The sequence below is a fragment of the Bradyrhizobium sp. A5 genome (assembly GCF_042076515.1).
Classification (GTDB): domain Bacteria; phylum Pseudomonadota; class Alphaproteobacteria; order Rhizobiales; family Xanthobacteraceae; genus Bradyrhizobium; species Bradyrhizobium cosmicum.
In genome coordinates, this window is sequence record NZ_CP148990.1 from 2,473,030 (window position 1) to 2,493,869 (window position 20,840).

General features: G+C 64.4%; 23 protein-coding genes. 15 read left to right on the forward strand and 8 right to left on the reverse strand.

Going from position 1 to position 20,840, the window contains the following annotated elements; translation table 11 throughout:
- Positions 1–228 precede the first annotated feature (228 nt).
- The 3 genes from WHZ77_RS11685 to WHZ77_RS11695 all read left to right on the forward strand — a co-directional run bounded on the left by WHZ77_RS11685 (position 229) and on the right by WHZ77_RS11695 (position 3,205).
- Complete coding sequence (locus tag WHZ77_RS11685) at positions 229–1,428, forward strand: TrmJ/YjtD family RNA methyltransferase (RefSeq protein ID WP_375313802.1); 1,200 nt, start codon at positions 229–231, stop codon at positions 1,426–1,428.
- Positions 1,429–1,521: 93 nt separating this feature from the next.
- Positions 1,522–2,394 carry a tetratricopeptide repeat protein gene (locus tag WHZ77_RS11690; RefSeq protein WP_375313803.1) on the forward strand — a complete coding sequence of 291 codons (873 nt, stop codon included), beginning with the start codon at positions 1,522–1,524 and terminating at the stop codon, positions 2,392–2,394.
- Positions 2,345–3,205 carry a tetratricopeptide repeat protein gene (locus WHZ77_RS11695; protein WP_375314707.1) on the forward strand — a complete coding sequence of 287 codons (861 nt, stop codon included), beginning with the start codon at positions 2,345–2,347 and terminating at the stop codon, positions 3,203–3,205. Before WHZ77_RS11690 ends, WHZ77_RS11695 begins: the two co-directional genes overlap by 50 nt.
- Before the next feature lie 130 nt (positions 3,206–3,335).
- Here the strand turns inward: WHZ77_RS11695 and WHZ77_RS11700 are convergent, their stop codons facing one another.
- Genes WHZ77_RS11700 through mddA form a run of 4 tightly spaced genes read right to left on the reverse strand, consistent with a single transcriptional unit; the run spans position 3,336 to position 6,567 of the window.
- Positions 3,336–4,088 carry a PaaI family thioesterase gene (locus WHZ77_RS11700; RefSeq protein ID WP_375313804.1) on the reverse strand — a complete coding sequence of 251 codons (753 nt, stop codon included), beginning with the start codon at positions 4,086–4,088 and terminating at the stop codon, positions 3,336–3,338.
- 36 nt (positions 4,089–4,124) lie between these two features.
- Positions 4,125–5,102: an NADPH:quinone oxidoreductase family protein gene (locus tag WHZ77_RS11705; protein ID WP_375313805.1), complete on the reverse strand. Its 978-nt coding sequence runs from the start codon at positions 5,100–5,102 to the stop codon at positions 4,125–4,127.
- On the reverse strand, positions 5,099–5,779 hold the full coding sequence (locus WHZ77_RS11710; RefSeq protein ID WP_375313806.1) for a helix-turn-helix transcriptional regulator: 681 nt from the start codon (positions 5,777–5,779) through the stop codon (positions 5,099–5,101). The genes WHZ77_RS11705 and WHZ77_RS11710 overlap by 4 nt, the downstream gene beginning before the upstream one ends.
- Positions 5,776–6,567 (reverse strand): methanethiol S-methyltransferase, encoded by a 792-nt coding sequence (mddA, locus tag WHZ77_RS11715; RefSeq protein ID WP_375313807.1) that lies wholly within the window; start codon positions 6,565–6,567, stop codon positions 5,776–5,778. The genes WHZ77_RS11710 and mddA overlap by 4 nt, the downstream gene beginning before the upstream one ends.
- A gap of 148 nt (positions 6,568–6,715) precedes the next feature.
- Here mddA and WHZ77_RS11720 point away from each other — a divergent pair, with 148 nt between their 5' ends.
- The gene (locus tag WHZ77_RS11720; RefSeq protein ID WP_375313808.1) at positions 6,716–8,257 is read left to right on the forward strand and encodes an alpha/beta fold hydrolase; all 1,542 of its coding nucleotides are present in this window, start codon (positions 6,716–6,718) and stop codon (positions 8,255–8,257) included.
- Positions 8,258–8,361: 104 nt separating this feature from the next.
- Here WHZ77_RS11720 and WHZ77_RS11725 read toward each other — a convergent pair whose 3' ends face one another.
- Positions 8,362–9,021, reverse strand: a complete 660-nt coding sequence (locus WHZ77_RS11725; RefSeq protein WP_375313809.1) for a TetR/AcrR family transcriptional regulator — start codon at positions 9,019–9,021, stop codon at positions 8,362–8,364.
- Between the two features lie 246 nt (positions 9,022–9,267).
- Here WHZ77_RS11725 and WHZ77_RS11730 point away from each other — a divergent pair, with 246 nt between their 5' ends.
- From WHZ77_RS11730 to cynS, 7 genes are all read left to right on the forward strand, one after another.
- Positions 9,268–9,810: an OsmC family protein gene (locus WHZ77_RS11730; protein WP_015685051.1), complete on the forward strand. Its 543-nt coding sequence runs from the start codon at positions 9,268–9,270 to the stop codon at positions 9,808–9,810.
- Positions 9,811–9,845: 35 nt separating this feature from the next.
- On the forward strand, positions 9,846–10,958 hold the full coding sequence (locus WHZ77_RS11735; RefSeq protein WP_375313810.1) for an acyl-CoA dehydrogenase family protein: 1,113 nt from the start codon (positions 9,846–9,848) through the stop codon (positions 10,956–10,958).
- A gap of 51 nt (positions 10,959–11,009) precedes the next feature.
- The gene (locus WHZ77_RS11740) at positions 11,010–11,888 is read left to right on the forward strand and encodes a sulfurtransferase (RefSeq protein WP_375313811.1); all 879 of its coding nucleotides are present in this window, start codon (positions 11,010–11,012) and stop codon (positions 11,886–11,888) included.
- A gap of 119 nt (positions 11,889–12,007) precedes the next feature.
- Positions 12,008–13,390: a CmpA/NrtA family ABC transporter substrate-binding protein gene (locus WHZ77_RS11745; RefSeq protein ID WP_375313812.1), complete on the forward strand. Its 1,383-nt coding sequence runs from the start codon at positions 12,008–12,010 to the stop codon at positions 13,388–13,390.
- 160 nt (positions 13,391–13,550) lie between these two features.
- Positions 13,551–14,390: a nitrate ABC transporter permease gene (gene ntrB / locus WHZ77_RS11750; RefSeq protein ID WP_375313813.1), complete on the forward strand. Its 840-nt coding sequence runs from the start codon at positions 13,551–13,553 to the stop codon at positions 14,388–14,390.
- Positions 14,391–14,395: 5 nt separating this feature from the next.
- Complete coding sequence (locus tag WHZ77_RS11755) at positions 14,396–15,319, forward strand: ABC transporter ATP-binding protein (protein ID WP_375313814.1); 924 nt, start codon at positions 14,396–14,398, stop codon at positions 15,317–15,319.
- A gap of 15 nt (positions 15,320–15,334) precedes the next feature.
- Positions 15,335–15,823, forward strand: a complete 489-nt coding sequence (gene cynS / locus WHZ77_RS11760; RefSeq protein WP_011088475.1) for a cyanase — start codon at positions 15,335–15,337, stop codon at positions 15,821–15,823.
- Positions 15,824–15,897: 74 nt separating this feature from the next.
- Here the strand turns inward: cynS and WHZ77_RS11765 are convergent, their stop codons facing one another.
- Entirely contained in the window at positions 15,898–16,221 is a 324-nt protein-coding gene (locus WHZ77_RS11765) for a DUF1476 domain-containing protein (RefSeq protein ID WP_375313815.1), read from the reverse strand.
- A 304-nt stretch (positions 16,222–16,525) separates the two neighbouring features.
- On the opposite strand from WHZ77_RS11765, the gene purC reads away from it, so the two are divergent.
- The 4 genes from purC to WHZ77_RS11785 are packed head-to-tail and all read left to right on the forward strand — an operon-like array spanning position 16,526 to position 19,217.
- Positions 16,526–17,293 carry a phosphoribosylaminoimidazolesuccinocarboxamide synthase gene (gene purC, locus WHZ77_RS11770; protein ID WP_008974302.1) on the forward strand — a complete coding sequence of 256 codons (768 nt, stop codon included), beginning with the start codon at positions 16,526–16,528 and terminating at the stop codon, positions 17,291–17,293.
- Positions 17,294–17,305: 12 nt separating this feature from the next.
- Positions 17,306–17,545, forward strand: a complete 240-nt coding sequence (purS, locus tag WHZ77_RS11775) for a phosphoribosylformylglycinamidine synthase subunit PurS (RefSeq protein ID WP_015685059.1) — start codon at positions 17,306–17,308, stop codon at positions 17,543–17,545.
- Positions 17,545–18,246, forward strand: coding sequence for a phosphoribosylformylglycinamidine synthase subunit PurQ (purQ, locus tag WHZ77_RS11780; protein WP_375313816.1), 702 nt, complete (start codon positions 17,545–17,547; stop codon positions 18,244–18,246). The genes purS and purQ overlap by 1 nt, the downstream gene beginning before the upstream one ends.
- A complete protein-coding gene (locus WHZ77_RS11785; protein ID WP_375313817.1) occupies positions 18,243–19,217 on the forward strand; it encodes a tripartite tricarboxylate transporter substrate binding protein BugD in 975 nt (324 codons plus the stop codon). The genes purQ and WHZ77_RS11785 overlap by 4 nt, the downstream gene beginning before the upstream one ends.
- Before the next feature lie 66 nt (positions 19,218–19,283).
- On the opposite strand, the gene WHZ77_RS11790 is transcribed toward WHZ77_RS11785, so the two are convergent.
- Entirely contained in the window at positions 19,284–20,249 is a 966-nt protein-coding gene (locus WHZ77_RS11790) for a DMT family transporter (RefSeq protein WP_375313818.1), read from the reverse strand.
- A 75-nt stretch (positions 20,250–20,324) separates the two neighbouring features.
- On the reverse strand, positions 20,325–20,804 hold the full coding sequence (locus WHZ77_RS11795; protein ID WP_015685063.1) for a PaaI family thioesterase: 480 nt from the start codon (positions 20,802–20,804) through the stop codon (positions 20,325–20,327).
- Positions 20,805–20,840 lie beyond the last annotated feature (36 nt).

Below are 20,840 nucleotides of genomic sequence, written 5' to 3' on the forward strand. Positions count from 1 at the left end.
CTTCCCCAGATGGGGGGCGGCAACGGCCCGGCCGCGGGGGCAGGGCTGAGCTTTCAGGCGAGATTCAAAAGTCGAATTCAACCCGTTATTTCCCTTGAGAATTTCGTCAGGACAGGCAAACGACAGGCGAACGGGCGGCCGGTCCAAGATGGAGCCAAGGCCGGCTTTGAATCAATTCCTCAAGAGCGCCCTGCCAAGGCCTTGAGAACCCAGTGAAAGCGAAACGAGATGTCGGGGACTGACAAGAGCAAGGCGGGCCTTTCCCTCGACGGTCCCATCGTGATCCTGGTCGAGCCGCAGCTCGGGGAAAACATCGGCATGGCCGCGCGTGCCATGGGCAATTTTGCGCTCGGCGCCTTGCGCATCGTCAACCCGCGCGACGGCTGGCCCAACATCGCCGCCCAGCGGGCCGCTGCCGGCGCCGACCACATTCTGGAAAAGGTCGAATTGTTTGGCACGGTCGAAGAGGCGGTCGCCGATCTCGACCTGCTGTTCGCGACCAGCGCGCGCCCCCATGACCAGGCCAAGCCGGTGGTCGGGCCGGAGGCCGCCGCCGCCGAAATCTCCGGCCACGTCGCGGCGGGGGGCAAGGCTGGTATCCTGTTCGGCCGCGAGCGCTGGGGCCTGACCAACGAGGAGGTCGGGCTCTCCAACCGCATCATCACCTTTCCGGTCAATCCGGGCTTTGCCTCGCTGAACCTCGCCCAGGCCGTGCTGCTGGTCGGCTATGAATGGTTCAAGCGGGCAACGTCAGGCGAACTGCCGCACGCCATGCCGGAGCGCTCCGAGCGCGCCTCGCAGCACCAGATCCAGGCCTTCTTCGAGAACCTGATCCGGGAGCTCGACAAGGTCGAATTCCTGCGGCCGGCCGAGAAGCGCGACACCATGCTGGTGAATCTGCGCAACATCTTCACCCGCATGGACCCGACCAAGCAGGACATGCACACCCTGCACGGCGTGGTGATGGCGATCGCGGAAGGACGCAAGGGCCCGGCCAAGGGCGGCGTGCTCGATGGCGAGCAGGCGACGCGGCTACGCGCGCTGCTTGCCGAGCACGGGCAGGGCGGCGGGGTGTCCGACAGCGGCTCGACCGTGCGCGGCCTCGCCCGCCTGCTCCGCCGCAACCCGACCGATGCCGAGCGCCTGCTCTGGCAGGCGCTCACACGCGATCGCCGTTTCGCAGGTCAGTTCAAGCGCCAGACCCCGGTGGGGCGGCACATCCCGGACTTCGTCTCGTTCCCGCACCGGATCGCGATCGAGCTGGTCAACCCGGGCGAGAACGAGACGATCGCGGCGGATCGCGCGGGCCGGCGGACGTGGCTGGAGGCGCGGAATTATCGGGTGATCGAGATGTGGGCCGCGGATGTGGAGCGAGATCTGGAGGCGGAGCTGGCGCGGTTGCAGGCGATGATCGCGGAATCGACGTGACGAACTCGCCCGCCGACAGTTGCCGCAACCAAGGGCTGTGCAGAAGCCCGGTCGGTTGCTATGATAGTTCCCGTGAATTGAGTTGGGGACTGCATGGTTGGAATGGTGGGCCGCGCACTCGTTGCTGCGGCAGCAGGCGTGGGCGCTTTGGCGCTGGCGACCTTGATCGAAGTATCGGCCGCCCGCGCGGAATCGCCCTTGTCGACAAAGTGCAATGCGGTCGGAAATCTCAGTGTCGATGACCGGATCGCGGGATGCACGGCTCTTATTGAGTCAGCGGCAGCCATGCCGCGGGGTTTAGTCATGGCGCACTTCCGGCGCGCCATGTTCTACCGCCAGAAAGGCGAGATCGACCGTGCGATCGCCGACTACGACCAGATCATCGAACGCTTTCCAGACAATCTGAACGCCCGTATTGCGAGGGCTTCTGCGCATCTCCAAAAGCGAGAGCCCGAGGCCGCGCTGCCAGACTACGCCAAAGTGATCGAGCTCGATCCGAAGAATACCTACGCATATCTCGGACGTGCTCACGTCTATTCGTCGAGACGCGACTTCGTCCGCGCCATCGCCGACTATGATCAGGCTCTCCTGATCCATCCGGACAATGTGATAGCGCATGTCGAACGAGGTCTCGCTTACGTCCGCAAGGGGGATCCGGATCGGGCCATGCTCGACTGTGATCGAGCGGTCGAGATCAGCCCCCAAACCGGCGGCGGCCAATTGTGCCGTGGCCGGGTTTACTTCGCCAAGGGTGACAGAGAGCGCGCATTGGCCGAACTCGATCAAACAATCCAGATCAAGCCAAAGAACGAGAATTTCTACTACTTCCGAGCCGAATCCTTTTCGCAGCTGGGCGAACTCGACCGCGCTATCGCCGACTATGACCGGATCATCGAGCTGAGCCCACGAAGCCGATCTGCCTACGGCTGCCGCGGCCGTCGCCTATGCTCGAAAAGGCGACTATGATCGCGCCATTGCCGATTACAACCAGGTGATCCAGCTGGCACATCAGGAGCAAGGAAACCCCGGCGATCGGCAGACTCAGATTCAAGGTCAGGACGGTGACCCCATTTCCGCCTCCGTCGCTAGTGAATCAATTGTACTCGCTTCAGGGGACGGCTCTCCGCTGCGTGCTCGGGGAGAAGCCTTTTACGCAAAAGGGGACCTCGATCGCGCCATCGCAGATTATGATGAGGCGATCCGCTTTAATCCCAAGGACAAGGATGCACTCGGGCTCCGCGCCAACGTTTACAAAACCAAGGGAGACTTCGGCCGCGCGATTGCGGAATACGATCAACTCGTGCAACTCGATCCCCGGGACTTCCGTGCTTACCGTGCCCGCGCGAGTGCTCATTGGCAGGCCGGCTCACTTGCCAAATCGTTGGCCGACCTGGACGAGGCGGTCCGGCTCGACCCAAAATATGCCTATTCGGCCTTGTGGCGTGAAATCATTGCAAAGCGCAGTAACGAGCCAAGTCGGCTAGCCGAGGCCGTGACGCGTCTCGACATGACGAAATGGCCTGCGCCGATCATCAACCTCTTTCTGGGCACAAAGACGCCGGAGCAAGTGCTTGACGCTGCCAACGATCCGGATCCGAACAAAAGAAAGGGGCAGGTCTGCGAGGCGCATTTCTATGCCGCAGAGCTAGCCCTGCAACGCAGCTCCAGGGAGGAGGCCTCGCGGCTGTTTGACCTCGCTGCCGCCGAGTGTCCGAAGACCTTTGTTGAGAAACAGGCCGCCGACTTCGAGATCAACTCGCTGCGAGCGAGCCGTTGACCTCGATCAGGCGTAGGCTTCGTAGGGTGGGCAAAGCGAAGCGTGCCCACCATTCTTCGATCGATCCACTGAGGTAAAAATGGTGGGCACGGCGCTTAGCGCCTTTGCCCACCCGACGAGATCCAGTTAATCACCCGCGACCTAACTGCACCTCGCGCTCCACCGCAATCCATGTTGCCCTCGCCACGGCCAGCAACGTCCCGGCCTCATCATGCGCCGCAGCCTCGGCGTTGCGCTTGCGGCCGTCGCGGCCGGTTGGCCAGGCGGTGATGATGCAGCGGTCGCCGGGGCGTGGCCGTGCCTCGATCCGCACCGACATCCGTCCCAGCAGGAGCGGGGCCTGGTCGAAACCATCGCTCTCCTGATTGTAGTTGCAGGCATAGCCGGTGGGGCAATCCAGCGCCGACCAGAGGAATTCGGGGGCGACCAAACCGTCCTCAGCCGCCAGGTTCGGATCGGGTGTCCAGCTTGCCGCGAGGACGGCGTTGCGAGCATGACGTCCCAGCGGCCCGGCGAAGATGCGCAGGCCGTCACCTTTTGCCCGCGCGGGGCCGCACACAAAACATGTCGGCAACGGATGCTCGTGCGGCTTCACCGGCGTCAATAGCTCGGCGGCGCAGGCCTCTTTGAGGCTGGCTGTCTCCAGGCGCGCCAGCTCGACGGTTGCCGTTCGTCCGGTCGCGACGACCTTGGTGCCGTCGCGAAGCTCCCACGCGCCGTTGCCGGTCGCGATCGCATCGAGCGATGTGCCCAGAGGCGGCGGGGCGCGCAGCGTCACCTCCGCAGCCCCGGGAATATGCCGGGCGAGCCGGCCGCAGACATAACCGCCATTGCCGGAGTTCGGGGGACCGCAGTAGCGCTTGTCGATGATGATCTCGGTCAACGGTTGACTGCCTCTTCTGTCGTCGCCTCACGCACTTTACCTGATCTTGAGGACAATTCTTCCCTGAACCGTGCGATTGGCGACGGCTTGCATGGCTTCGGTGGCCTCCTCCAAACGGAGGATGCGATCGATATGCGGGCGGATTTTTCCTTCAGCCAGTAATTGCATCAGCGTATCGTTCATGCGCGCCGCCTCCGCGGAGAATCTTTCCGCCCAGGCGCCGACGAAGACACCGATGATGGAATAGTTCTTCAGGAGCGGCAGGTTCATCGGAAGCGATGGAATCTCGTTGCTCGTGAAGCCGATCGGCATCAGGCGTCCATTCCATTTCATCAGCCGGGCGATCTGCTCGAAAATGGCGCCGCCGATATTGTCGAAGCCGATATCGATGCCGTCTCCCGATGTGATCGACTTGATCCGGTCGCGCAGATCCTCGCTGCGGTAGTTGACGATGTCGCTGGCGCCGTAGCGGCGGACCAGGGCCGCCTTGTCGTCGGAGCCGACACCGGCGATGACGCGCAGGCCCAGATGGCGGCCGAGGTCGACGGCGGCAAGGCCCACCCCGCCGGCCGCGCCGGTGACGAGCAATGTTTCGCCGCGTTGGGCCCGGGCCCGCTCGACCAGCGCATAATAGGCCGTGCCGTAATTGTGCAGCACCGTCGCCGCGGCTTCGAACGCGACGCCATCCGGCAGAAGCACGCTCTTCGATGCCTTGGCTGTCATCCGTTCGGCGTAGCCGCCGGTCCAGCTGCTGCAGGCCACGCGATCGCCGGGCCGGAAGGCCGTGACCTTGTCGCCGATTGCGACGACGACGCCGGACGCTTCCGTCCCGGGCACGAACGGCGTCGGCGGCCGCATCTGGTACAGGCCCGAGACCAGCAACTGGTCCATGAAGCTCACGGACGCCGCATGGACGTCGATGAGGATCTCGTCGCCGGCCGGCCTCGGCTCGTCGATCTCGGCGACGCGCAGGTCTTTCGGCCCGGTGAACGAATTGCAGAGAACCGCTTTCATGGTGATTCTCCCATGTCTCTCAACGGCGTCGCATATCCCGCGACGAGCTTGACGAAATCGGCCTGTCGCGCGGTGCCGGTCTTTTCAAACAGGCGACGGACATGCGTCCTGATCGTCGTCGCAGCCACGCCAAGTGCTGTGGCCACTTCCGGAATGCCGCCGAGTTCGACGATGGCGAGCAGCACGCGCAGCTCGGTCGGCGTCAATCTGAACGCGTCGCGCAGCGCATCCGAGCGAGGTGGTATCGTCAGCGCCACGTTGCGGACGAATACGGCGGCGACGGCGCGGTAGGCAGCCCCCGCACGCCGGCGCGGGCCTGAGGTCAGCGGCAGGACATGGGCGACGCGGCGCTGCCCGTCCAAGCCGACCATCGGGATGGCGCTTTCGCGGGCGCCCGCGGCCGCATCGCCGCGGCCGCTCGCCGCGAAGGCCTGCCGCAGCCTATGAGTGATCATGGGATCGCAAGCCATCAGGAGCCCGCGGATTTCGAGCAGAACGTTGCACGCATCGAGCACGGCTCGTCCGGCGGCATTGGCGTGAATGACGCGCCCGTCCGCGTCGACGAGATAGAGGCCGACGTCGAGCCCATCGAGGGCGTCGGCGAGCGCAGCGGCGTCCGCGGCCTCCGGTTCGGGCGCTCGGGCGGCCGCGAGCGTGCGACATGGCACGACGTTCATTGCGGCGCTCCGGCATGACGCGGCGTCGGGCGCTCTTCGGTGCGGCGGCGACCGAACAGACGCGGCACCAGCATGGGAACGCGCCGGCGATACTCCAGGTAGGTCGCGCCGAACACGGCGATCAGATCCCGTTCCTCGAACTGCAGCGCGACCAGGATGTAGGCCGTGTTCGCGAGCGCAAACAGAAGGTGGCCGGCGGTCATCTCGGGCGTGGCCCAGAACGCGAGCAGGAAGCCCAGCATGAGCGGATGGCGCACGATCTTGTAGAGCAGCGGGGTCTTGAAGGATTGACCTGATATTTCGGTGCCGCGGAGCGCGACGAAAGCCTGGCGCAGGCCGAACAGGTCGAAATGATCAATCATGTGGGTCGAGGCAAACGCGATCAGCCAGCCGAGCCAGTGGACGCCGATCAGCAGCCAGGCCGCAATGCCGTGGACCTGCCAGACCGGAGCCGGGATCGGACGCCACTGCCAGAACAGCAGCAGGAGGATCAGGCTGGAGAGCAGCACATAGGTGCTGCGCTCGCAGGCGGCTGGGACGAATTGGGTCAACCATCGTTTGAAGGATGCGCGCGCCATGACGCTGTGCTGGACTGCGAACAGGCTCATCAGCAGCAGGTTGACCACGATGGCCTCGCCCGGATTTGCGGCGGCACCGACGTCGATCGACGTGTCGATTGACTTGGGCACGACATAATTGCCGACGAAACCGAGCGCATAGAGGAATGAAGCGGTGAAGATGCCATAGCTCACGATGGCGTAGAGCAGGATTGCGAGGCGCGCGACCATGGATTTTCCTATTGTGCCTGATGAGGCGGTGCCGCATGCAGGAGCATGAGCCGCTCGCTGGCGAGCTGGCTCGATCTGGCCCGACTGTTATCGTTCGACCGTCCCCTGCGCGTCCCCCGGGGATGCCGCGAGGGGAGGGAGGATTTCGATGACGGCTTTCTCGCTCGGGGCGTTCGGGTTCCCCGAGGTCCATGCCGACGGCCGCCCGATCAAGCTGGCCTTACGCAAGGGTCTCGCGCTGCTGGTCTATCTCGCGGAGGCCAAGGTCGCCGTGGCACGGGACGTCATTGCCACGCTGCTGTGGCCGGAGACGGACCGCGAGACTGGCCTGGCGCGATTGCGGCGCCTGCTTCATCGCGTCGAGCTGACGCTGGGCCAGCCGGTTTTCGAGACCGACCGCACCAGCGTGCGAGGGTCTCCGGCGGTCGAGCTGACGATCGACTCGCATTTGTTCGAGCGCGCCTGTGACGCTGGCGACTTCGAGCAGGCCTGCGCGATCTATCGGGGCGACTTCCTGGCGGGCTTCGCTCTGGATGGCTGTGCCGAATTCGACGATTGGGCGTTCTTTCGCCGGGAGGCGCTGCGGGGACGGCTCATGCATGCGCTGGAGCGTCTGGTGCAGGACAGGAACGCCGCCGGCGACCATTTTGCCGCGACCGCGCATGCGGGCCGGCTGGTCGAGCTCGATCCGCTCAGCGAAGTCTATGCCCGCCATCTGATCCGCAGCCTGCTGCTCGCCGGCGACCGAAGTGCGGCGGAGCGGCAACATGCGGCACTGACGCGGCGACTGCGGGACGAACTCGGGGTGGCGCCGGAAGCCGAGACGGAGGCGCTGATGAGCCCCGCGGCGGCGCCGCATGCCGCCCCGATGACGCGCTACGTCAAGGGCGCCGGCGTCCATCTGGCCTATCAGACCTATGGCAGCGGCCCGCTCGACATCCTGGTCATGCCCGGTTTCGTCTCGCATGTGGAACGCGCCTGGGAGCATCCCGCGAGCCGCACGTTTCTGGCGTCATTGATGAAGCTTGGGCGCCTGGTCGTTTTCGATCGTCGCGGCATCGGACTGTCCGACCGGGTCGGATCAGCCCCGGGCATCGACGTCACCGCACAGGATATCGGCACGGTGCTGCGGGCGGCGGATTCGCGCCGCGTCGTGCTGTTTGGCGCATCCGAATGCGGGCCCGCCTGCATCAAATTTGCCGTCGATGAACCGCGCCGCGTCGCCGGGCTCATCCTGTTCGGAGCGCTGGCCAAGGGCTGCTGGTCACAGGACTATCCGCACGCGCTGCGCGCCAGCCAGTATGACGCCTGGAGCAAGCATCTCATCGCGCAATGGGGTGGCCCGGTCGGGATCGAAGCGTTTGCGCCGAGCCTGGCCAATGATCCGCAGGCGCGGGCCTGGTGGGCGGGGCTGCTGCGCGCGGCCTCCAGCCCAGGCGGCATCTCCGCCGTGCTGGAGGCGTTTCGCGACGCCGACGTGCGGCATCTTCTGGCGCAGATCGCCGTGCCGACGCTGGTGCTGCACCGGCGGGATGACAAGGCGGTGCGGATCGCGGCCGGCCGCGATATCGCGAGCCGGATCGAAGGCGCGGAGTTCGTCGAGCTCGACGGCAGCGATCACTGGTTCTTTGCGGGGGATCAGGGGCCGGTGCTCGCGGCGATAGGGGAATTCATGAAACGCATATTGTAGGGTGGGCAAAGCGAAGCGTGCCCACCATGTCGTTCAACAAAGCTGAAAGATTTGGTGGGCACGGCGCTACGCGCCTTTGCCCACCCTACGAGATCACGGCAAGCTCACACCGCCTCGAGCTGATCTGCCGCGCGCTTCTTCTTCGCCTTCAGGCCCAGCAGCGGGCCGGCTGTCAGCGCTGCCGTATCCGCCACGCCCGGATCGCGCGAGATCATCGCCGCGACAATGGCGCCGTCGATCAACAGCCCGAGCTGATGCGCGAGCACTGCAGGCTCGCTCGAGCCCAGCTCGCCGGCGAGCTTCTCGATATGGCCGAGCACGATCTTCTTGTGCTTCAGCGCGATGTTGCGGAACTGCTTGGCGTCCTTGTCGTGCTCGCCGACGGCGTTGATGAAGGGGCAGCCGTAGAAGCGCTCCTGCGCGAACCAGCTCTTCAGTGCCGGGAAGATGCGCGTCAGTTTCGCCTGCGCGTCGCCGCCGCCGTCCTCCATGGCGCCGATGAACCATTCGCGCCACTGCTTGCCTTCGCTCTCCAGCACCGCGTTGACGAGATTGGTCTTGGAGCCGAACAATTTGTAGAGCGTGGTCTTCGCCGTGCCGGCTTCCTCGATGATCGCGTCGATGCCTGTGGCGTTGATGCCGTTCTTGCAGAACAGATGCGTCGCCGCGCTCAAGAGGCGCCCGCGCGCGGACTCGTCTTCGCCTGCAACGGCGTGGGGCGCGCTCTTCTTCGCTGACATCTTGGTCGACAGGGGCTTGGCCATGAGGCCGAACTTAATCGCAGCCGCGCTGCATCAGCAAGCCGCATCTGCTCTGCGCTGAAAAGATTCGCAGCGGAAGCTTCATCTGCACCGCCTTTGAGCAGGCGGCCGCTGATCAATCCGCAGGCAGGGATCGCTAAGCGGCTCCAATGCTTCGCCTTTTGTTTTTGGTCTGCTCTGGCACGCTCCATGCAAGGAAACAGACCGTTCGGTATCCTGCCGTTTTCCACGGCTGCCAGGGAGAATATGATGACTGCCGTCGTTCAAAAGACAGTGCTGACGGGGTGCCTCGCGCCCATCGACAAGAATGGCCTCGAGCAACTGATTGCGAGCGGCAAGGCCAATCCGAAGGTCATCAAGACCTTGAAATGCAAGACGGTCGCGGAGGGCAAATTTCGCCACGCCAACTACATCCGCAACCTGCCGCCCTACATCGTGGACGAGCCGCCGGGCCTTCTGGGCGACGATACCGCGCCCAATCCGTCGGAAGCCTCGCTTGCCGCACTCGGTTCCTGCCTCGCGGTCGGCCTGCATGCCAACGCCGTGCATCGCGGCTGGATCGTCAACAAGCTCGAGCTCGAACTCGAGGGCGACCTCAACATCACCGCGGTCTGGGGCACCGGCGACATGTCGGACAAGCCCGTTGGATTTACCGATGTGCGCGTCAAGGTCGACATGGAATGCGAGGGCATCTCGCAGGACGAGATCAACGCGCTGGTCGCCCATGTGAAGAAATGGTCGCCGGTCGCCAACACCTTCACCCGCCCGGTCAATCTCGAGGTCGGCATCTAGGCTGACAGCAACAGGACAAGGTGCGGGAGACGATCATGGGTTCACTGGCTTTCTCACGGGCCGATATTTTGGATCAGCCCGCACCGTCCATTGCCGGCGAAGTGGCGCGGATTGCACGCGAGCAACTCGCGCCGCTCGCCGCCGGCATCGACGACGGTTCGGTCTATCCGGCCGAGGTGTTGCGCAAATTCGGCGAGGTCGGCGCCTGGGGCAGTCATGTGCCGCACGAAGGTCCTGCGGATCTCCGCTGTGCCATCCAGGCGATGGCGGCGATCGGCGAAGTCTGCGGCGGCACGGCCTTCATGGCCTGGTGCCAGAACACGCTGGTCTGGTACGCCGCCAACTCGACCAACATGAAGCTTGCAAAGCGCTTCGGCGACGCCTTCTCGACCGGCCGGGTGCTCGGCGGCACCGGGCTGTCCAATCCGATGAAGAGCTTTTTCGGCATCGAGAAGCTCAAGTTGAAGGGGCGCAAGGTCGAGGGCGGCTACATCGTGCGTGGCGCGCTGCCCTGGGTCTCCAACCTCGGTCCCGACCATTACTTCGGCACCATCTTCGAGCGGGAGGACGATCAGGGTACGGTCATGTTCCTGGCCGATTGCTCGGATCCCGCAATCACGCTGACGCCCTGCAAGCCGTTCCTCGCCATGGACGGGACCGGCACCTATGGCGTGCAGTTCCGCGACGTCTTCGTGCCGGACGAGCTGATCCTCGCCGATCCGGCTGCGCCTTTCGTCAAGAAGATCCGCGCCGGCTTCATTCTGCTCCAGGCCGGCATGGCGCTCGGGGTCATCAGGGACTGCATCAACATCATGGACGAGGTCGATGCTCCCCTCGGCCACATCAACCGTTATCTGCCGCAGCAGCCGGTGGATTTCCGCGCGCTCGCGGCCGAGCTCGAGAGCGAGACCATGGCGCTGGCGCGCGATCCCTACAACGAGGAGGAGACCTACTGGCGCAAGGTGATCGCGCTCAGGCTTCGCGCCGGCGAGGCCAGCGTCGCGGCGGCGCATGCGGCGATGCTGCATTGTGGCGCGCGCGGCTACCTCAAGAGTCACCGCGCGCAGCGGCGCCTGCGCGAGGCCTATTTCGTCGCGATCGTCACGCCCGCCACCAAGCAGTTGCGCAAGATGCTCGCCGATTCCTGACCTTTACGAGTCCACCCCCGAAGACCCCTCAACCTCAACGGAGAGGCTGCCATGACTGACGTCCTGATCACTGCCGTCGAACTTGCCGATCTCTTGAAGACAGAGCCTTGTGTCGTCATCGACACCCGTAATCCCGACGCCTACGCCGCCGGGCATCTGCCGAACGCCGTCAACGTGCATGAGATTTTCACCTTCCTCGCGACCTCGACGCCTGAGGGCATGGCCGAACTGAAGACGAAATTCGCGGACGCGTTCGGCGGCGCGGGCCTCTCCGGTAAAGAGACGGCCGTGATCTACGAGCAGTCGATGAACTCCGGCTTCGGCCAGTCCTGCCGCGGCTATTATCTCCTCACCATGCTCGGCTATCCCAAGGTGAAGGTGCTGCATGGCGGCTTCGACGCCTGGGCGGGCGCGGGCTTCCCGGTGACGAAGGACGTGCCGGCGCCGGCCAAGGCCTCGTTCGCGATTGTGCCCGAAGCGGGTGAGATCCTGATCGATGCCAAGACCATGCTGGCCGCTGTAGGCAAACCGGGCGTCGCAATTCTCGACGTGCGCGACGTCGACGAGTGGATCGGCGACAGCTCGTCTCCGTATGGCAAGGACTTCTGCCCGCGCAAGGGCCGCATCCCCGGCGCGGTCTGGCTGGAATGGTATCGCATGATGAAGCCGACGGCCGAAGGCCCGCGCTTCAAGTCTAGGGACGAGATTCTGGCGGAATGCGCCACCGTCGGCATCTCGACGACCACGCCGGTCTATCTCTACTGCTTCAAGGGGGCGCGCGCCTCGAACACTTTCCTCGCGCTGAAGAATGCCGGCGTGAAGGATGTCCGGATGTATTTCGGCTCCTGGAACGAATGGTCGCGCGATCCGTCGCTGCCGATCGAGCAGGGACTGCCGATCGGTGCCCAGGTAACAGGCAAGGCGGCATAGAACCTGCATGTTTCCCGTCGCCCGGTCGCACAAGGCGCAGCCGGGCGACGATGGAATTTTGACCTGACGCGGCGGACGGCGACATCCGCCGCGCAGATGTGACAAAGGGGCGCAGCAGCATGTCCACGTTCGACGATCCGTTTGATGCCGACCGCAATCTTCAGTCGGGTTGCGTGTGCGGCCAGCACCGTTCGGCTCGAGAGCACGAACAGGCGGCTTTGACGATGCGCTGTGATCCGGTCGAGAGCGAGGAGAAGCGCTACGAGGGCGTCGTCGCCTCCGCGGTGATGCGCGCGATGTTTCCGCAGGATGTGGCGCGGCGCGCCTTCCTGAAATCGGTCGGCGCGTCCACGGCGCTCGCCGCGCTCTCGCAGTTCTTCCCGATCAAGACGGCGACCGAGGTGTTCGCTCAGACCGGCACACCCGAGAAGAAGGACCTCAAGGTCGGCTTCATCCCGATCACCTGCGCCACGCCGATCATCATGGCGGCGCCGATGGGCTTCTATGCCAAGCACGGCCTCAACGTCGAAGTGGTCAAGACCGCCGGCTGGGCGGTGATCCGCGACAAGACCATCAACAAGGAATACGACGCAGCCCACATGCTGGCGCCGATGCCGATCGCGATCTCGCTGGGCTTAGGGGCCAACGCCATTCCCTTCGCCGTGCCTGCGATCGAGAACATCAACGGGCAGGGCATCGTGCTGGCGAACAAGCACAAGGACAGGCGCGATCCAAAGGACTGGAAGGGGCTGAAGTTCGCGATCCCGTTCGACTATTCCATGCACAACTACCTGCTGCGCTATTATCTTGCCGAGCACGGGATCGATCCCGACACCGACGTGCGGCTGCGCTCGGTGCCGCCGCCGGAGATGGTGGCGAATCTGCGCGCCGACAACATCGACGGCTTTCTCGCGCCCGACAACATCTGCCAGCGCGCGATCTATGACGGCGTCGGCTTCATGCACCTGCTGTCCAAGGAGATCTGGGACGGCCATCCCTGCTGCAGCTTCGCCGCCAGCAAGGAGTTCATCACCACCGCGCCGAACAGCTTTGCCGCGCTGACCCGCGCCATCGTCGATGCGACCGCCTATGCATCCAAGGCCGAGAACCGCAAGCAGATCGCGGAAGCCATCGCGCCCGCCAACTACATCAACGCGCCCGTCACGGTGCTGGAGCAGGTGTTGACCGGCACCTATGCCGACGGTCTCGGCGGCGTGAAGACCGACACCAAGCGCGTCGATTTCGATCCGTTCCCCTGGCAGTCCTTCGCGGTGTGGATGCTGACGCAGATGAAGCGCTGGGGCCAGATCAAGGGCGACGTCGACTACAAGGCGGTCGCCGAGCAGGTCTATCTGGCGACGGATACCAAGAAGCTGATGACCGAGATGGGGCTCACGCCGCCGGCGACCGCCTACAAGTCGTTCGCGGTGATGGGCAAGAATTTCGATCCGGCCAAGCCGGAAGACTATGTCGCGAGCTTCAAGATCAGGAAGGCGTCGTGAGAACGCCTCTCCCGCCATCGTCGTCCCGGCGAACGCCGGGACCCATACCGCGGAATCTATCGATCGCGGTCGGCAGGAGTGCCGAACTACGAGCTTTCGCCAAATTTTTCCCTGGGGTTCCCGGCGTTCGCCGGGACGACACGTGGAGAGATCTCGCACGATGACCTCTTCCCTCCGCCTCCGCGCCGGCCTCGTCTCGATCGCGCTGCTCGCCGCATTCCTCGGTATCTGGCATCTCGCCACGCGCTCGACCGGCACGGTCGCAACGATGAGCCCGGAATACGCCAAGCTGATGGGGCTGACCGCCACGCAGGGCAAATCCGCCATGCCCGGGCCACTCGATGTCGGCGCCAAGCTCTGGGAGCATCTGAGGCGGCCGTTCTACGACAACGGGCCGAACGACAAGGGGCTCGGCATTCAGCTCGGCTATTCGATCGCGCGAGTCGGGCTCGGCTATCTGCTCGCGGTGCTCGTCGCCATCCCGCTCGGCTTCCTCATCGGCATGTCGCCGCTGCTGAGCAAGGCGCTCGATCCGTTCATCCAGGTGCTGAAGCCGATCTCGCCGCTGGCCTGGATGCCGCTGGCGCTCTACACCATCAAGGATTCCTCGATCTCGGCGATCTTCGTCATCTTCATCTGCTCGATCTGGCCGATGCTGCTCAACACCGTGTTTGGCGTGGCGAGCGTGCGGAAGGAATGGATCAACGTCGCGCGCACACTGGAGGTCGGCGCGCTCAGGCGCGCCTTCACGGTGATTCTGCCGGCGGCCGCGCCGACGATCCTGACCGGCATGCGCATCTCCATCGGGATCGCCTGGCTCGTGATCGTCGCCGCCGAGATGCTCGTCGGCGGCACCGGCATCGGCTATTTCGTCTGGAACGAGTGGAACAACCTCTCGATCACCAACGTGATCATCGCGATCCTGCTGATCGGGATCGTCGGCATGCTGCTCGACCAGATCCTCGCGCGCTTCACGCGCATGGTCACCTTTCCGGAGTAGGGGCTGTGACCGACAAATTCGTCTCGATCGAAGGCATCGCAAAACGCTATCCGGGCGCGAGTGCCGCCACGACCACCGTGTTCGAGAATCTGTGGCTGTCGATGGCGCGCGGCGAGTTCTGCTGCGTGATCGGCCATTCCGGTTGCGGCAAGACCACGGTGCTCAACATCCTCGCCGGCCTCGATGCGCCGAGCGAGGGCGCCGTCATCGTCGACGGACAGGCGATTTCGGGCACCAGCCTCGACCGGGCCGTGATCTTCCAGAGCCACGCGCTGCTGCCCTGGCGTACCGTGCTCGGCAATGTCTCCTATGCCGTAACCTCGAAATGGCGGAAATGGGACCGCGCCAAGGTCAAGGCGCATGCGCAGAAATTCATCGACCTCGTCGGCCTGACGGGCTCGGAACACAAGCGCCCCTCGGAGCTGTCAGGCGGCATGAAGCAGCGCGTCGGCATCGCGCGTGCGCTGTCGATCACGCCGAAGATGATGCTGATGGACGAGCCGTTCTCGGCGCTGGACGCGCTGACGCGCGGCACGCTGCAGGACGAGGTGCGGCGCATTTGCCTCGAGACCGGGCAGACCGCGTTCATGATCACCCATGACGTCGACGAGGCGATTTATCTCGCCGACAAGATCTTCCTGATGACCAACGGTCCCGGCGCGGTGCTGGCGGAGGTCGTTGAAAATCCCTTGCCCAGGGATCGCGGCCGCACCGATCTGCACCGCCATCCGCTCTACTACGCGCTGCGCAACCACATCATCGATTTCCTGGTGACGCGCAGCAAGACTTTCACCGCCGAGAAACCCGATCACGATCCGCGCCACGTGCCGGTGGTGCATATCGGCAAGCCCGGGCTGACGATCGCGGCGACCGGCGAAGAGCAACGACAGATCTGGACAGCCGGGACCAGTCCCGGATTGACTGCTTAAGAAGGGAGACCTGACATGAAACGCGAAGACCTCACCGAGAAGCTGCTCGACATCAAGCGCGAGAAGGGCTGGAGCTGGAAATACATCTGCGAGCAGATCGGCGGCTATGCCGAGGTGCTGATCGTCGGGGCGATCCTCGGCCAGATGAAGCTGACGAAGCCGCAGGCGGCGAATGCCGGCGAGCTGTTCGGGCTGTCGAAGGCCGAGACGGCGATGCTCAACGAGGTGCCGATGCGCGGCACCGGCACGCCGATGCCGCCGACCGACCCTTTGATCTACCGCTTCTATGAGATGGTGATGGTGAACGGCCCGGCCTGGAAAGCGCTGATCGAGGAAGAGTTCGGCGACGGCATCATGTCGGCGATCGACTTCGACATGGGAATCGAGCGCGTCGCCAACCCGAAGGGCGACCGCGTCAAGATCACGATGAGCGGCAAGTTCCTGCCGTACAAATATTACGGTGCCAGCGGCAACGTGCCGGAGTACGGCTTCAAGGAGGGGTGATTTATCACTCTGTCATTCCGGGTTCGGTCCTGCGGACCGCCCCGGAATGACTGCGAGTGTGGACACGCTTTGGGTTACTTTCCCGCCTTCACCTCGGCCGCCGCCACTGCGATCAGCTCGCCCATCTTGGCGCGAATCGCCTGCTCGGTGATGGCGACGTTCTTGGCGGCGAAATCGGCCATGACCTTGCGCAGGACGTCGGCATCGCCGGCTTCCTCGAAATCGGCCGCAACGACTTCCTTGGCGTAGGCCGTGGCGGCCTCGCCGGTGATTCCGAGCTTTTCGGCGGCCCAGAGCCCGAGCAGCCGGTTGCGGCGGGCTTCCGCCTTGAATTTCTGCTCCTCGTCGAGGGCGAACTTCTTCTCGAAGCCTTCCTCGCGCTTGTCGAAACTGCTCATTCTTCTGTTCCCCTGCTGCACCCAAGCTGGGCCCGCGTTGCGAAGGCCCCGGTCCATGCCTAGATAGGGGGCAAGAATCGGCAAAACAACGGGCCGTTAAGCCGCAGGCAAGCCGGTATAAGTTTATGTCGGATGGGCCGGATCGATTGTGCTGGGACAGCCAATCGGATAGGTTGCCTAAAGTCTGGTTCCTGTTCTGTTTCCATGGGTTCCGGGCTGTTCACGGCAGCTCCGCTGTGGGTCGTAGTTTCGTCAACCGGAGCACACCAAATACATGGATTTCAACAAAACACGGTACATCCCCATGAGCCGTCGGCGTCGCATTTATGAAGGCAAGGCAAAGGTCCTCTATGAAGGCCCGGAGCCCGGTACCCTGATCCAGCACTTCAAGGATGACGCCACCGCGTTCAATGCGAAAAAGCATCAGGTGATCGAGGGCAAGGGTGTCCTCAACAACCGGATCTCGGAGTACCTGTTTCAGCACCTCAACGACATCGGGGTGCCGACCCACTTCATCCGCCGCCTCAACATGCGCGAGCAGCTGATTCGCGAGGTCGAGATCGTGCCGCTCGAGGTGGTGGTGCGGAACGTCGCTGCCGGCTCGCTGTCGCAGCGCCTCGGCATCGAGGAGGGCACACAGCTGCCCCGCTCGATCATCGAATTTTACTACAAGAACGACCAGCTCAACGACCCCATGGTGTCGGAAGAGCACATCACCGCCTTCGGCTGGGCGACGCCCCAGGAGATCGACGACATCATGGCGCTCGCGATCCGCGTCAACGATTTCCTGACCGGCCTCTTCCTCGGCATCGGCATCCGCCTCGTCGACTTCAAGATGGAGTGCGGCCGGCTGTTCGAGAACGAGATGATGCGCATCATCGTCGCCGACGAGATCTCGCCGGATAGCTGCCGCCTGTGGGACATCAAGTCGAACGAGAAGCTCGACAAGGACCGCTTCCGCAGGGATCTCGGCGGCCTCCTGGAGGCCTATACCGAAGTCGCCAAGCGACTCGGCATCCTCATGGAGAACGAGCGTCCGGCGGGCTCCGGCCCGGTGCTGGTGAAGAGCTAAGAGGGATCTAACGTGAAGGCACGTGTCACCGTTACCTTGAAAACGGGTATCCTCGATCCGCAGGGCAAGGCGATCGAAGGCGCGCTGAAGTCGCTCGGCGTCGACGGCGTCGCCAGCGTCCGGCAGGGCAAGGTGTTCGACATCGAGCTCGCCGGCGCCGACAAGGCCAAGGCGGAAGCGGCGTTGAAGGACGCCGCCGACAAGCTCTTGGCGAACACCGTGATCGAGAACTATCGGGTGGAACTGCTCTGATGAAGGCCGCGATCCTCGTATTTCCCGGGATCAATCGCGAGCGCGACATGGCGCGTGCGCTGAAACTCATCTCGGGCCATGAGCCCGCGATGGTCTGGCACGCCGAGCCGTCGCTTCCCGCGGGCACCGATCTCGTGGTGGTGCCGGGCGGCTTCTCCTACGGCGACTATCTGCGCTGCGGCGCGATTGCGGCGCGGGCGCCCGTTATGGATGCGGTGCGCGACTATGCGGCCAAGGGCGGCTTGGTGCTCGGCGTCTGCAACGGCTTCCAGATCCTCTGCGAATCCGGCCTGCTGCCGGGCGTGCTGATGCGCAATGCGCAGCTGAAGTTCATCTGCAAGGACGTGCATCTGCGCGTAGAGCGCTCCGATACCCCGTTCACGCGCGGCTACAATGCGGGCCAGGTGATCCGCGTGCCGGTCGCGCATGGCGAAGGCAATTACGAGGCGGACGAAGAAACCATCAAGCGGATCGAGGGCGAGGGGCGGGTGCTCTATCGCTATTGCTCCGCCGACGGCGCGGTCGACGAGAGCCACAACATCAACGGCGCGGCGCATTCCATCGCCGGACTCGTCAACGACAAGGGCAACGTGCTCGGCATGATGCCCCACCCCGAAAACCACGTCGAAGACATCATGGGCTGCACCGACGGCCGCGGGCTGTTCGCGGGCCTGGTCCAGCATCTGGAAAAGGCCGCGTGATCTGGTTCGTGGCGAAGCGGCTCTCGGCCGCCATTGCTGTCGTTGCGTTTGCGTCCGCTGCGTTGGCGCAAGACTTCCCCAAGCGTCCTGTCACCATGATCGTGCCGTTCGCGGCCGGCGGTACCTCGGACGTGATCGCGCGTACGGTCGCCGAGCAGATGGGCATCGCGCTCGGCCAGACCATCGTGATCGAGAACGTGGCCGGCGCCGGCGGATCGACCGCGCTGGCGCGGGCCTCCCGCGCCGAGCCTGACGGCTACACCATCGCGATCGGCAATGCCGGCACGAATGCGGCGACCTACACGATCTATCCGAAGCTCCCCTTCACGCCCGAGTCCTTCGTGCCGATCGGAATGGTGGCGAAGACGTTCGGCATCGTCGCGGTGCGCAAGGATTTCCCGGCGAAGGACCTCAAGGAGTTCATCGCCTACGCCAAGGCCAATCCCGGCAAGGTCAATCTCGGCCATGCCGGCGTCGGCTCGTCGAACTATCTGATCTGCAAGAGCTTCGTCACGGCGGCCGGGATCGACGCCACGCTGATCGGCTATCGCGGCGCCGCGCCCGCGCTCACCGACGCGATCGGCGGACAGATCGACGGCGTCTGCGATGCCGCTGCCTCCGTCTCGCAGTCGATCAACGAGAAGCTGGTGCGGGGGCTCGTGGTCGGCTCGACCGTTCGGCTCGCCACGGTGCCCGATTTGCCGGCGTCAACGGAAGCAGGCCTTCCCGAATTCGAGGCGCAGGGCTGGAACGGCCTGTTCGCGCCCAAGGGCACGCCGCCGGCCGTCATCGCCAGGCTGAACGCTGCCGCGCGCACGGCCGTGGAGACCGATGCGGTGAAGAAGCGTTTTGCCGAGCTGTCGACCGTGGCGCCCGATGACAACGAGCACACGCCGGAGGTGCTCCAGCAGCTCGTGACGCGCGACGTCGACAAGTACCGGAAGATGCTGGCGGACGACGCCAAGCAATAGCGGTTTGGATTATTGTTTGCGCATGATCTTTTCGGAAAACCGCTGCACACTTTTCCGGATCATGCTCTAGCGCAGCTTCAGCCGCCCCGCCGGCACTGTCATCGCGGCGACGCCCGCCATCACCAGCAGCAGTCCCAGCGCCAGGTTCGACGGCACGCTCTCGCCGAGCAGCAGCACGGACAGGCCGACGCCGATCGGGATGCGCAGATACCCTTGCGCGTTGGTCGTCAGCGTGCCGAGCCGTCCCAAGCACATGTAGAACAGCATCAGCCCCAACGCGCTGGAGACGATGCCCATCACGATGGTGGCGACGATCGCCGTCGGCGTCGGGTGCAGCGTCCAGGGCTGGTCGATGATCAGCGAGGGCGGCAGCAGAATGAGGCCGCCGAACAGCAGCGAGCCGGCCGCGACCACCATCGGGTCGTAGTCGGACAGCCGCAGGCCGAAGATCGTCGCGCAGGCGAAGGAGATGGTGGCGAGCAGGATCGCGATCTCCGCGATGATCTCGCTGCCGAAGCCGCGCAGTGCGTCGAGGCCGACGATGACAATGGTGCCGGCAAGGCCGAGGATTGCGCCTGCGAGCTTCAACAGCGTGGCGGGCTCGTGCCGGGTGATCAGCGAGGTGATCAGGAAAGCGAAGATCGGCGTCGTCGAAGCCAGCACGACTGTGTTCGACGCCGGCACATATTGCTGCGACCAGGTGATGATCAGGAACGGAAACGTCGAGTTGATCAGCTGCTGGACCGCGAACAGCTTCCAGGCCTTCACGTCGGTCGGCAGGCTGATGCCCCGCATCCACAGGATCGCGACCAGGAAGGCGGCGGCGATCAGCGAACGCGCGGAGATGAAGGTGATCGGCGGGATGGTGGGAAGCGCCAGCTTGGCCAGCGGATAGGTCGAGCTCCAGCAACAGGCGAGCGCGAACAGCAGCGCGTAGTCGCGCCAGTTGCGCGCGCCGGTGGCGGCCGTGGATGGCCATGGCGATGCGACGGAGGCCGCTGTGCGGCCCGCCCTTGATGTGCTCTGCGGCACCTTGGTTCTGCTCCCCGGCGCGATAGCGCTTGGCCCAACTGTGGGCGAGGGGACGCGAAAAGGGAAGGTGTCGAGCTATGCGTTTGGCTGTACGGCCGGCTTCCGCTTCACCCGCTTGATCGTGCCGGAGAAGGTGAACAGGGGCCGCCCGCCGGATGTCAGCTTGCCGCGCAGGAAGATCATCGAGCCGCCGGCGCGGGATACTTCGCCGACACACTCGATCAGCTCGCCCTCGCGTGCCGCGTCGAGGAAATCGCAGGCGAAATTGGTGGTCACCGCCGGCCCATCCAGCTCGTGGGTGGCGATTGCGAACAGGCAATAGTCGGAAAACGCCATGAAGCAGCCGCCATGGACGTTTCCGGAGCCGTTGAGGTGCTTTTTCTCGACCCGGAAGGCACTGCGGACGCTGCCGTCGTCCTCGATCTTGTGCCAGAACGGGCCGATATGGCTCTCGAAACTGTCGCGAATCCAGGTTCGCCAGCCCTTGAATTCGCCCTCGGTGGCGATGTGCAGGTCGGGGCGACGGGACGGGGGCGCTTTGGTCAATTCGTGCAAGGAAATGGGCCTTCAATTACGGGTCTTCAGCCCTTA